9 protein-coding genes and 2 pseudogenes are annotated in these 12,573 nt (G+C 60.2%); 8 read left to right on the top strand and 3 right to left on the bottom strand.

Features of this window, described 5'->3' with window-relative positions:
- Window positions 1-120: 120 nt before the first annotated feature.
- Both G3N93_RS22600 and G3N93_RS22595 read right to left on the bottom strand, forming a co-directional pair.
- A complete protein-coding gene (locus G3N93_RS22600) occupies window positions 121-1,254 on the bottom strand; it encodes a hypothetical protein (protein WP_206133991.1) in 1,134 nt (377 codons plus the stop codon).
- Window positions 1,255-1,319: 65 nt separating this feature from the next.
- Window positions 1,320-2,786 carry a carbohydrate porin gene (locus G3N93_RS22595; protein ID WP_206133990.1) on the bottom strand — a complete coding sequence of 489 codons (1,467 nt, stop codon included), beginning with the start codon at window positions 2,784-2,786 and terminating at the stop codon, window positions 1,320-1,322.
- 1,076 nt (window positions 2,787-3,862) lie between these two features.
- Between G3N93_RS22595 and G3N93_RS22590 the strand changes: the two genes are divergently transcribed.
- From G3N93_RS22590 to G3N93_RS22575, 4 genes are all read left to right on the top strand, one after another.
- Window positions 3,863-5,188, top strand: coding sequence for a tetratricopeptide repeat protein (locus G3N93_RS22590; RefSeq protein WP_241026659.1), 1,326 nt, complete (start codon window positions 3,863-3,865; stop codon window positions 5,186-5,188).
- A 535-nt stretch (window positions 5,189-5,723) separates the two neighbouring features.
- The gene (locus G3N93_RS22585; protein WP_206133989.1) at window positions 5,724-5,906 is read left to right on the top strand and encodes a hypothetical protein; all 183 of its coding nucleotides are present in this window, start codon (window positions 5,724-5,726) and stop codon (window positions 5,904-5,906) included.
- Window positions 5,907-5,945: 39 nt separating this feature from the next.
- Window positions 5,946-6,119: a hypothetical protein gene (locus tag G3N93_RS22580; RefSeq protein WP_206133988.1), complete on the top strand. Its 174-nt coding sequence runs from the start codon at window positions 5,946-5,948 to the stop codon at window positions 6,117-6,119.
- A gap of 243 nt (window positions 6,120-6,362) precedes the next feature.
- Window positions 6,363-6,533, top strand: a complete 171-nt coding sequence (locus tag G3N93_RS22575; protein ID WP_174940738.1) for a hypothetical protein — start codon at window positions 6,363-6,365, stop codon at window positions 6,531-6,533.
- Window positions 6,534-6,623: 90 nt separating this feature from the next.
- Here the strand turns inward: G3N93_RS22575 and G3N93_RS22570 are convergent, their stop codons facing one another.
- Window positions 6,624-7,553 carry a response regulator transcription factor gene (locus G3N93_RS22570; protein ID WP_241026658.1) on the bottom strand — a complete coding sequence of 310 codons (930 nt, stop codon included), beginning with the start codon at window positions 7,551-7,553 and terminating at the stop codon, window positions 6,624-6,626.
- 259 nt (window positions 7,554-7,812) lie between these two features.
- Here G3N93_RS22570 and G3N93_RS22565 point away from each other — a divergent pair, with 259 nt between their 5' ends.
- The 4 genes and pseudogenes from G3N93_RS22565 to G3N93_RS22555 all read left to right on the top strand — a co-directional run.
- Entirely contained in the window at window positions 7,813-8,121 is a 309-nt protein-coding gene (locus G3N93_RS22565) for an H-NS family nucleoid-associated regulatory protein (protein WP_206133987.1), read from the top strand.
- A 630-nt stretch (window positions 8,122-8,751) separates the two neighbouring features.
- On the top strand, window positions 8,752-8,991 hold the full coding sequence (locus G3N93_RS22560; RefSeq protein WP_206133986.1) for a hypothetical protein: 240 nt from the start codon (window positions 8,752-8,754) through the stop codon (window positions 8,989-8,991).
- Between the two features lie 176 nt (window positions 8,992-9,167).
- Window positions 9,168-9,287, top strand: a pseudogene (locus tag G3N93_RS42500) (ESPR domain-containing protein); the annotation flags it as partial.
- Window positions 9,288-9,296: 9 nt separating this feature from the next.
- Window positions 9,297-12,573 (top strand): annotated as a pseudogene (locus G3N93_RS22555) (hypothetical protein); the annotation flags it as partial.

The raw sequence follows: 12,573 nt of genomic DNA, 5'->3' as shown, positions 1-12,573 counted from the left end.
CATCGTCGAAATCGACGACCCGCTCACGCGCGACACCAGCGCAGGCGTCGGCCGCCTTCAGGAAGCCACGCCGTGCGGGGCGGGGTGGCTGGTTGGAATCGTCTGCCATGGTCGGCTCCCTTACTTCGCGAGCAACAGCGTGTTGACGTCGTCCGCGACGTAGTAGAAGCCGTCGCCTTCAGGCGTCATTGCGATGCCGAACAGGTTGCCGTTGCCGGGGGGCGACTGCGCCTTGTCGGTATTGATCCAGCGCGCGTAGATCTGCTTGCCGGCGACCGGATCGATCTCGACGACCTGGCCGTTCTGCCCGTTGGTCGTGAGCAGGTGGCCGTTCGGCGCGGTTGCGAGCGCGAGCGGGCGGCGCAGGAAGCCGTCGGCGGTGATCTGGCGGCCGACGCCTGCGCTGGTGTCGCGCGTGAGCGGGTCGTCGATTTCGACGATGCGGTTGCCGATCGCGTCCGACACGTACAGCTTCTTCTGGTCGCCGGACAGCGCGAGGCCGGTCGGGCCGACCAGGAACACGCCCTTGTCGGCCTGCGCGCCGAGGCCGCTCGCGACGACCGTTTCCTGCTTGATCACGGGCGGCTTGCCGGCCGGCACGTCGAGGTCGAGACGCAGCACGGTCGCCTGCTTGTAGACGGGCGGATTGCCGTCCGCGCCGCCGACGCCGAAGCCGGCCATGCTGACGAACAGCGTCGCGCTGTCGCCGCGGTCGACCACGGCCATGTTGCCCCACGGGTCGTTGATGTTCGGGGTCGACCACGTCGACGCGATCTTGCCTTGCGGATCGAGCACGATCAGGCAGCCGGCGCCCTTGGTGTTGGTCGTGCCGTCGTTGCTCGGCGTGCTGCCGACGATCACCCAGCCTGACCTCAGCATCGTCATCGCCGTCGACAGGCCGACGCCGCCCGGGCACGCCTTCAGGTCGCGCGGGATCGATGCGAACAGGCTCAGTTGCTTCGTCGACGGGCGGTAGTTGACGATCGTGCTGCCGGTGCCTTGCAGGTTCGCCGAGTTGTTGAAGTTGTCGACGAGCACGTCGCCCGCCTGGATCGTGCCGGCCGACACCGGCGCGACCGCGATCGCGTACGGGTTCTGGTCACCGTTGTCCGGCACCGTGTTGACGAGCGTGGTGTGGCGATGCACGGTCTCGAGAAAGCCTTGCGGCTCGGCGAGTGCGCCGGCGGCGGCCGTCAGTGCGGCGGCGGCCAGTGCGCCCGTCGCGAGGCGGCGAAGCGGGGCGGATGGATTCATGTGGGTCTCCTGGGGAGCGCGCCGTCCGGGCGGCGCGCGAAAATGGTCAGCGTGGGCGCGTCCGCTCAGAACGTGATCGTCGTACGCGCGCCGATCACGAACGTGTTGCGCAGCGGCTGGGTCGCGTCGCTCGGGTTCTGGCCGGCGCCGGCGTTGAACGTGTACTGCGCATCGGCCTGGACGATCCACCACGGGTTGACCTGGTACTGGTAGGTCGCTTCGAGCGTCGTCTCGCGGGTACGCACGCCGTACGGGCCGGTTGCGGACGACTGCGCGGTCTGGTCGAGGTCGGTCACGTGGTTGCCGACCTGGATGTACGTGACGCCGAGGCCGACGCTGTCGTTGTCGCGGCCTTCGAACGGCGCCTTCAGCACGATCCCCGCGTTGGCGGAGAAGCTCACCAGGTTGCGGTCGCCCGGCGCGCCCATCACGCGTGCGAACACGCCGAGGCTTCGCGGGCCGGTCGGGTCGGGGCGCCAGATCATCTGGTCGGCCACCGCGTAGAAGCTGTAGTTGCCGTGACGCTGCTGTGCGTCGCCGTTCGACGCGGGATCCGAGAGAGACAGCCCGTCGGTGCCCACGTTCTGGTCCGCGAAGCGGCCGTTGTGATACCAGACGCCGATCTTGTAGGTGCCCGGCAGCCCGTTCGAGCGGCCGGTGTCCATTTCGCCGTCGGACGGCTGGTTCAGCGCGTACTGCAGTTCGCCAATATAGAGCGCACCGTTGTGCAGGTTGAAGTTGGTGCCGCTGAGGTTGTTCGGGTTGTTGCCGAGCGGGTCGCCGTCGAACACGCCCGCGAGCGCGGTGAGCTTCGGCGTGATCTGCGCACGCACGCGCACGCCGAGGCCCGCGAGCGGATACGCGGGGCCGCCGTTCGGCAGGTCGTACGACGGCAGCGCCGGCCAGCCGAACATCGTGTTGATGAACGTGTTCGCATACGTGCTGACCATGAATTCCTGGTCCAGGCTCTGCTGGCCGATCTTCACGTCGACCCGCTTGTCGAGGAACGACTGCTGGTACCACAGCTCCCACAGGCGCGTCGTGCCCTGCGCCTCGATGCCGCTCGCGGTGTTGAGCGTGCCGAGGTTCCGCGCACTCAGGTTGGTGCCGTGGATCTGCAGCGCGCTGACGTTGAACGTGCCGCCAGGCAGGCCGATCGCCTTTTGCGTGTCGACCGTCAAGGTGGCGGTCGTCAGCCCGTCGTAGGCGCCGCCGCGGTTCAGGCCGCCGCGCAGGTTCGCGAGGTATTCGCTGGTTTCGGTGATCTGCAGCGTTGCGCCGTACTTGCCGAGCCACGGGCGGATGCCGCCCATGTCGCCGAGCAGGTTCTGGCGGGTCCAGATGCCGGTCCACATGTTGGTCGGCTTCGCCTGGATCGCGAGGTCGGCCTCGGGTGCTTCGGGCTGTGCGTCGACCGGCACGTCGGCGAACGCCGCGCCGCTCGCGAACGATGCGCACGCAAGAATGGCCGCGCAGGCGGCGGGGCGCATCCGGGCACGGACGCTGTCTCCCTGGAACGACGCAAACTTCATATCAAATCCCTGGTTCTAATTAGTGTGTAGTCCTGCTTGTCGGTCGCTGTCCGGACGCTCGGCACCGATTGGCCAGGGCATGAAGATGAACGCAACGCGGCGCATCGTAGGAGTGTCAAATGGGAAAGTCAATGTAAACGAGAATGATTCGCATCTAAATTACTGAATGTAATCCAAGGGCTTACGGACAGCAGGTGCTACGTGTTTAGCCGAGAGGTAAAACGTAAATATCGGCGTAATGAAAATGAATGCTTTGGCGCGGATCGATAGATCCGCGAGGAGCGGCGCCAGAGACATCCGGCGTGCGCCAGGTGGCGCGTTCCAGTGGACGGAATCGACGTCGCGATTGAGATTCATTATGCGATGTCACCGGCCGCACGAACTCCGTGCTTTCCCGGTGCGCAAACAGGCCCGGTGAAATTCGCGAACCGGGCGAGCCCGCCGGCCGGGCTCGTGAGCGTTCCTGAGGGTTTGCGTTGTAAGGGTTTATTTGTCGTATTCGTGCGGGGTTCCGACGGTTGATGCCGAGGCTCGTTCAGATTCGGACGGACCCTGTTGTTGAAGCGAGGCTTCCGGACAAGGCACGCTTCCGTCGTTGAGCCGATGGTCGCTTGAATTTGAATGGCTGGTTCTCGCAGGCCGATGGCGATGATTGCGGAAGGCCGCAAATGATCCCTTTTTCTGGATGTGACAATCGTTCAAATCTCGCCGTGTGCGGGCGCGTACCATCGTTACTGCTCTGTTACCGGAGCACTTCCCCTCGGATTTGGCGCCAAGCTCACGCTTGGCTTTTTTTCTCATCGCGGGGGCAGGGGCGGGATTCCCTTGGACGGTGCTTGGCCACGACCGATCTCTGGATATTGTTTGTTCGGTAATGAATCGAGGTTTGTTTGCATCTCCATGCCGACACATCGACGTTGGAAGGATCCCCCCCCGAAAACAGGCGGTTTCCGACGCGCGCCCATGCATCGCTGGAAAATCGGTATTGAGGCGATAGTGGATATCCAGCATCCAATTCCCGATTCCGGACCGCGCAGCGGAACGTTCATTACCGTGGGTTGCTGATCGGGGTTGCTATGGAATCGAGTATCGACGATATCCAGTTGTGCTATGAAAAGGCCATCGGCGCTTATAACACCGGCCAGCTTGAACTCGCGCTTCAGCTCGTCGACGAAGTTCTGACGGAGTACCCGTCAAGCGGTGATGTCCTGCATCTGAGAGGGCTGATCGCTTTGTCGTTGAATAGGGCTGAGGAGGCCGAGGACTGGTTCAAGAGGGCTATTGACGCGTCTCCCAACGCAGTCTTCTACAACAGCCTGAGCGTGGCGCAAGTCCGATTGAAGGCATTTTCGCAGGCGGCAGCAAGTGCGCGAATTGGTCTGGCATTTGCAGAAGATCATCAGCCGGACCTGGACACTTCGAGGCTGCTGAATAACCTGTTTACGGCCTTGGAGCTGGATGACAAGCCGGAAGAGGCCGGGGAGTATTGCCGACGCACGATCGAACGATATCCAGCGCGTGCGGATGCTCACAGCAATTTGGGCGTTTTTTTCTTCCAGTCAGGAAAGATCGATCTGGCGATAAATGCGTATCGTCAAGCAATCAAGTTGAATCCAAACCATCTCGTTGCTCACGCCAATCTTGGATATGCATTGCTTTGCACCGGGGACTATGAGGAAGCCTGGCCATATTTCGAACACCGATGGGCAACCATTCGAGTGGGCGATTCGCCTCCAGGGATCAAGCCTCCTGCCATGGCGATCCGTCGGTGGCTGGGGCAAGGGCTGCCGCCAGGCGAAAACCGCCTGCTCGTTTTGGCCGAGCAGGGCTTTGGCGATACGCTGCAATTCTGCCGATATCTCGAAATGGCGCTCGGACATTTCACGGAAGTTGGATTCATGTGCCCGAAACCGCTACACCGGTTGCTGGCCGATTCGCTTTGCTCTCGGTGGTCAAATCTGACGCTGCTCGAAGCCAAGCCATTGAACGCGCTTCGATGGGACTGGTATAGCCCGCTCCTGTCGCTGCCGATGGCCTTCGGAACGCGAGTAGACACCATTCCCGCCGACCTGCCTTATTTGTACGCCGATCGGCGACGGTCGCGAAAATGGTCATCGAAAGCGGCAACGTTGGCGCCAGGTACCTTGCCGCGCATCGGGGTCGTCTGGGCGGGAGGGCATTCGGGCACGGCCGAAGATCGTCGGCGCAGCATCAACCTGGAGACGATGGCGCCATTGCTCGCGTGGCCTGGTGCGCACTGGATCAGTCTGCAGAAGGCGGACGACATGTCGAAAGCGCTATCCCACGAGACGTATCCACGTGTCGTCGACTGGATGCACGAGGTGAGGGATTTTGCCGATACCGCAGCCCTCATCGACGCTGGATCTGGTCATTTCCGTTGACACCGCGGTTGCTCATCTGGCCGCATCCATGGGGAAGCGCGTGTGGTTACTGAACCGGTATGCGGGCTGCTGGCGCTGGTTGCGTAATCGCGACGATAGTCCGTGGTACCCCGGCATGCGAATCTTTACCCAGACCACGCGCGGAAACTGGACCGAGGTAATCGAGCGCGTCCTGTCCGAGTTGGAGTTCAATGCCGCGGCTTTGTCGGCGGAGAGGGCGGATCGGCGTGACTAGTCGACCCATGGAGCAAGCGGAGCCGTCTCCCGAGCCATTCCGGCCGACGGCTTTCGGGCATTTCATGCGATCGTATCGGGCGACTGCCGCCCAGTTGTAGAGGGGCGCCGAAAAAGCGTGAATCGTCGATAGCCCGCTCCAATCTGATGATGCTTCGGTGTATTGGGTGAAGTCGGATTGTTCGCCTATTGATATGCATTCCTGATTAATAAAATGGTGAGAAATTGAAGCCGACCTCTTCCCCGAAGATCAACGACGAACCTCGTCGGAGAAGCAACTGATATCGCCGCAGATGTGTTCATGGGGCGACGAAAGGCCCGGTTTGCCGGCGAGACTCGCGGACAGCTCACGACCGATGCGCCTCGTCATGACAGGGAAAAATTCATTGAGATCGACGGTATCAAGGGCGATGCGACCGTCACCAACACGCATTGTGTGGCCGGTCATTGGGCGATTGAATCGCGTCGAGGCTTCCGGGTGTGATTCGAACGTTCATGCACGGTCGCCCGTGCGGATCGATCGGTGCATTCGATCAAGCGATGCAGGGGTGGCGCTGAAATGAATAAAGCAATGCTCGGGATGTGCGGTCTGCTGATCTGCGGACTTGTCGTGACGCTGGTGGTTGTCCTCGAAACGGTACCGAAACCGCAGGCGAAGATCACGCAGGCCACGGCCAAACCGGCGAAGGTGAGGTGAGGATGCGTGTTTTGTTGACATTGTGGGGGAGCGCGATCGCGCTGGCTATCTGCGTGGCCTGGCTTGCCGATCACCCCAAACAGGGTGAGCTCATGCCACTTGCGTCCCGACTGATTCAAGGTTCGACGAAGTCGATCATCAGGCCGCCGCACGAGCAGGCTCCGTAACGGCGGTTCGTGCAGTCTTCCGTGCCGGTCACGATCGTACCGATGTCGGAAAGACGCTCCGATGTGAGGTTGAAAAATGCAACATTCCCTGTATCGAATTCTGAGCGTCACGGCGCTCGCCTGGAAATTGGCGGTACCAGCAGAGATGGAAACCATGGCCAATGGCACGTCGATCACTGATATCGCCTGCCGTATCGTGCAACCCGGGCATGGTTTGCGCGGAGGTCAGGGTGACGCCATTGCCTGACTGCAAGCCCTCAGTGGGCAACCGGCAGGAACGAAGCGTGACAGATCCTCGATCGACAGGGCTGTCTTCGGCCGGGATGACCGGCAGCCGCTATTCCGCATCGTGCGGGTGGTTGGGGTCGAGCACCTCCAGCCGATAGCCGTGATTGTAGACAGCGCGCAGTCGAACACCGTTTTCGGGTCCGATTCGCAACTTCGATCGCACACGATAGATATGCGTATCGAGCGTTCGGGAAATGTGGTCGCTATGGCGGCCCCAGATCGACTTGATCAATGCTTCTCTCGGCATGGCGCGGCCACAGTTTTGAAACAGCGCGACCGCGACGTTGAATTCTCTCGATGTCAGTTTGATCGGCTCATCGCTCAAGAATACGGTTTCGGTCACGAGGTCCAGACGATAACGACCAATGTTGATCGATGTTGGCGTTGAGTTCCCCGGATAGGCCCGCCGCAGGAGTGCACGGACTCTTGCGATCAGTTCATGGCGACGGACTGGCTTGACCATATAGTCGTCGGCACCTGCATCCAGCGCAATGACGAGCTGCTCCTCGCGCACGCGATTCGTCAGGAACAATACGGGGAGATCTCTGCCCACTCGCGCACGAATCCAGGCGAGGACTTCCAGCCCGGAAATATCCGGCAGGTTCCAGTCGAGCACAACCAGATTGAAGGTGTCGGTTTCCAGGAGGCGTATGGCTTCCGCACCCCGGGTAGCGCCTCGGACGTCGAACCCTTCTGCGATCAGGGAATCGCTAATGAACGCCGCCTGTGCTGGCTCGTCGTCAACGGCAAGAATCTTCATTGGCACCATTTTTATCGTGTTGTTTAAATCCGGGAATGCCCTCGTGCATGGGGTGCTTTCGCGGTCGGATTTAATTGAAAGTAAATTGAAACAATATGCCTGGGCGTCGTGTGCCTGGATGGCATGATTGATTTGCGAAATAGAGTGGCATTTTTTGGCTGTTTTTTTGTCAACTTTTATGAACGGAATAAATTTTGGGGCGTGATTGATTCGTGACAAATGTTGTCAATTGCAATTCGTCCTCCATATAGCATGCTTCATGTGGATTGCTGAAACGGGTGAGATTGCCTTTCAGGTGATTCCGTGGCCTGAGTGGTTCGTGTGACGAAATGAGCGCGAGTCATTCGCTGTTGATGGTGTTGAAATATTTGGAAATATTCCGCGGCTAATAGCGATGGACGGGCGAGTGGTGAGCTGTTAATAGATTGCCGCCTCGATCACGGTCTATTTCCAAGAATGGCGAGATGTGATTATCTAAATGCGCAACCTGGAGTCGTATCGGCGGTATCTGGAGAAAAGGGCGAAGCTGGAGTCTCGGATTGTCGAGGAGCGACGAGCGGCTGCAGAGGCAATTCTGCTGGAGATCAGATATTGCGTCCGCGAGTTCGGTTTCGCTCCCGAGGATATTTTTACGGTCGATATTCTGCGTCGTGCGACCAAACGGCGCCCCCGTTATTTCGATCCCGTCAGCGGAGCAACGTGGTCAGGAGTAGGTCGTGCGCCCGATTGGATTCGCGATAAAGATCGCAAGCAGTTTGAGATATCCAATTTCGAGCGCGAGGATTGACGCATTTGATCTTTGCATCGAGGTGAAGATCGGGTGTTTTGTGTGCCGAAGCGTTTCTGTGGCTTGCGAAATCGGGCATCAGACTCCGTCACGCTGTCGAGCGCCTGTATCAGGGGATACGCGCTCGGGTAGCGGCATCTGTTGATGCTGACGGTCGACAAGCTGCATCCGATAGCTGTTGTCGCGAAATTCGGCATGAGCGGTGAGTCAGTTTGCTATTGGGCCGCATGTGCCGCTAACGCAGTGTGATTGGGCTGATGGTCAAGATCCGCCACCAAGGCGGGAGGGCCACATGCTTTGAGGGGCGGGATGATCGCGGTGGCCGTGTGTACGGCCTCGATCGAAACGTCGACGCGTGAGCGAATCGCCTAGCACCTCTCAACTGACTTCGATCCGCTGCGGTCGAGGCATTTCGATAAGCCGAGCGTAGCGCTCAACAGGGAGGGCTTTATGGTCAAACACGACAGGCTGTCGCACAAGGAACGCGACCAACGGGTATTTGTCGCGGAGCAGATCAGTCTCGACAAGCTATAGCGGGCCGTGCATGACGTCCCAATCCGCCGGCTCCATCTCCACAAGGCCGGCTTTTGCGGATCGTCGTAGGTTCAGCGTAGCGAGTTCTCGGGAGGCTTGCGTCAAGAAATCGAACCGGATGAACTACCGACGCATTGTTCCTGGCGCTCCAGGCCACGGCGCGAACGCATTGATTCGTGTCGCGCATGCACGCACAACATCAAAGGCCTCAACGTCGTCCGCTTCATTGGCGATCTGCTCGCGGAGGATTATGAGCGTCCAACCGTGATCGAGATCGAACACGGCAATGACGAAACGGCAGGAAGCCAGTCGGTGCTAATTAATAAGTTTTCCTGATTTGTAAGTGTGTAAAAAGCACTGGGTCAAAAAATCGAGATTGTGTGGCGAAACCTGAAATATGGATGGTGACGCTTCACCCCACGAACCAAGAGAGCCGGTGACGCTGAGCATGCCAATTCTATGATCGGCCGCGGCGTCAAATTCTAAAAAGTAATATCGGATACCTAATTATCATGAATAAAATATACAAAAGCATCTGGAATCATGCGCTGGGTGTGTGGGTGGCAGCGTCCGAGTTGACACGCGCGCGGGGTAAGCCTGCAAGGAGTGCGAGCGCTTGCGGCAGCGACGGATCGCGACGCATGGTGATAACGCCAGTCTCTTTCGCGGTGCTGGTACTGGCCGGATTCATGCCAGGCTTCGCATGGGCTGGTGGTATCACCAGTTGTTCGGGCACTGGGACTACTGCGGCTGGTAGCTACGGTTCAGGCGCGTGGGTAACGAATAACAATGCTTCTACCGCTGAAGGTGCTTGCGTATCCGGCGGAACGGGGTTGATTTTTACGGAAGCCCCCAGCTCGAATGCTGGTACGGCGGGTTCCGACGCCTACATGTATATTGGCAAGACCGCGAACAATGCGGTAGGGGCGATTACGCTGTACGGCCCGAGCGGGATATTGCTGAACGGTGTCACATCGCTTAATAACAATAAGATCACGAATCTGGCGCCCGGTACGAATTCGACGGATGCGGTGAATTTTTCCCAATTGACGTCGTTGTCCACGTCGACGTCGACGGGTCTGTCGTCTGCCAACAGCTCGATCAGCTCGCTGTCGACCTCGACCTCGACCGGCTTGTCGTCGGCGAATAGCTCGATCTCGTCGTTGTCCACGTCGACGTCGACGGGCCTGTCGTCGGCCAACAGCTCGATCACTTCGCTGTCCACCTCGACGTCGACCGGCTTGTCGTCGGCCAATAGCTCAATCTCGCCGTTGTCCACGTCGACGTCTACGGGTCTGTCGTCTTCAAACTGCTCGATCAGTTCGCTGTCGACCTGGACGTCTACCGGCTTGTCGTCGGCGAATAGCTCAATCTCGTCGTTGTCCACGTCGACGTCGACTGGCCTGTCGTCTGCAAACAGCTCGATCAGTTCGCTGTCCACCTCGACGTCTACCGGCTTGTCGTCGGCGAATAGCTCAATCTCGTCGTTGTCCACGTCGACGTCGACTGGCCTGTCCTCGGCGAACAGCTCGATCAGCTCGCTGTCCACCGGTCTGAGCTCGACCGACAGCACGGTGTCGTCGCTGTCGACCTCGACGTCGACGGGCTTGTCGTCGGCGAATAGCTCGATTACCTCGCTGTCCACGTCCACTTCGACCGGCCTGTCGTCGGCCACCAGCTCGATCACCTCATTGTCGACATCGACGTCGACGGGCCTGTCGTCGGCGAATAGTTCGATTACGTCGTTGTCCACCTCGACGTCGACCGGTTTGTCGTCGGCCAACAGCTCGATCACGTCGCTGTCCACGTCGACGTCGACGGGTCTGTCGTCTGCCAACAGCTCGATCAGCTCGCTGTCGACCTCGACTTCGACCGGCCTGTCGTCGGCGAATAGCTCGATCTCGTCGCTGTCCACGTCAACATCGACAGGCATCAGCTCGCTGTCGACTGGTTTGAGCTCGACCGACAGCACGGTGTCGTCGCTGTCGACCTCGACGTCGACGGGTCTGTCGTCGGCGAATAGCTCGATCAGCTCGCTGTCCACGTCCACGTCGACGGGCCTGTCGTCGGCCAACAGCTCGATCACTTCGCTGTCCACCTCGACGTCGACCGGTCTCTCGTCGGCGAACAGCTCGATCGGCTCGCTGTCCACGTCGACTTCGACGGGCTTGTCGTCGGCGAATAGCTCGATCAGCTCGCTGTCCACCTCGACGTCGACAGGTATTAGCTCGCTGTCGACTGGTTTGAGCTCGACCGACAGCACGGTGTCGTCGCTGTCGACCTCGACGTCGACGGGTCTGTCGTCGGCGAATAGCTCGATCAGCTCGCTGTCCACCTCGACGTCGACAGGTATTAGCTCGCTGTCGACTGGCCTGAGCTCGACCGACAGCACGGTGTCTTCGCTGTCGACTTCAACCTCGACGGGCCTGTCGTCGGCCAATAGCTCGATCACGTCGTTGTCCACGTCGACTTCGACCGGCTTGTCGTCGGCTAACAGCTCGATCTCGTCGTTGTCCACGTCAACGTCGACAGGCATCAGCTCGCTGTCGACTGGTTTGAGCTCGACTGACAGCACGGTGTCGTCGCTGTCGACCTCGACGTCGACGGGCTTGTCGTCGGCGAACAGCTCGATCGGCTCGCTGTCGACCTCGACGTCGACGGGCTTGTCGTCGGCCAACAGCTCGATCACGTCGCTGTCCACCTCGACGTCGACTGGTCTCTCGTCGGCGAACAGCTCGATCGGCTCGCTGTCCACGTCGACGTCGACGGGCTTGTCGTCGGCGAATAGCTCGATCAGCTCGCTGTCCACCTCGACGTCGACAGGTATTAGCTCGCTGTCGACTGGCCTGAGCTCGACTGACAGCACGGTGTCGTCGCTGTCGACTTCAACCTCGACGGGCCTGTCGTCGGCCAACAGCTCGATCACTTCGCTGTCCACCTCGACGTCGACCGGTCTCTCGTCGGCGAACAGCTCGATCGGCTCACTGTCGACGTCGACCTCGACCGGCTTGTCGTCGGCGAATAGCTCGATCAGCTCGCTGTCCACCTCGATGTCGACAGGTATTAGCTCGCTGTCGACTGGCCTGAGCTCGACCGACAGCACGGTGTCTTCGCTGTCGACTTCAACCTCGACGGGTCTGTCATCGGCGAATAGCTCGATCACGTCGCTGTCCACGTCGACGTCGACCGGCATCAGCTCGCTGTCGACTGGTTTGAGCTCGACTGACAGCACGGTGTCGTCGCTGTCGACCTCGACGTCGACGGGCCTGTCGTCGGCCAACAGCTCGATCACTTCGCTGTCCACCTCGACGTCGACTGGTCTCTCGTCGGCGAACAGCTCGATCGGCTCGCTGTCGACGTCGACCTCGACCGGCTTGTCGTCGGCGAATAGCTCGATCAGCTCGCTGTCCACGTCGACTTCGACGGGCTTGTCGTCGGCCAACAGCTCGATCACGTCGTTGTCCACGTCAACGTCGACAGGCATCAGCTCGCTGTCGACTGGTTTGAGCTCGACTGACAGCACGGTGTCGTCGCTGTCGACCTCGACGTCGACGGGTCTGTCGTCGGCCAATAGCTCGATCAGCTCGCTGTCCACGTCAACGTCGACAGGCATCAGCTCGCTGTCGACTGGCCTGAGCTCGGCTGACAGCACGGTGTCTTCGCTGTCGACCTCAACGTCGACGGGGCTGTCGTCGGCCGATAGCTCGATCACGTCGTTGTCCACATCGACGTCGACCGGCATCAGCTCGCTGTCGACTGGTTTGAGCTCGACCGACAGCACGGTGTCGTCGTTGTCGCCCTCTACGTCGCCGGGGCTGTCGTCGGCCAATAGCTCGCTGACGTCCCTGTCAACGTCGACGTCCCCCGGCTTGGCATCCGCCCACAGATCGATCTCGTCCTTTGCCACCTCGCCCCCCA

Origin of the sequence: Burkholderia sp. Se-20378, assembly GCF_017104665.1 — a bacterium.
Taxonomy (GTDB): domain Bacteria; phylum Pseudomonadota; class Gammaproteobacteria; order Burkholderiales; family Burkholderiaceae; genus Burkholderia; species Burkholderia lata.
This window is presented reverse-complemented; position numbering and strand designations above follow the sequence as displayed.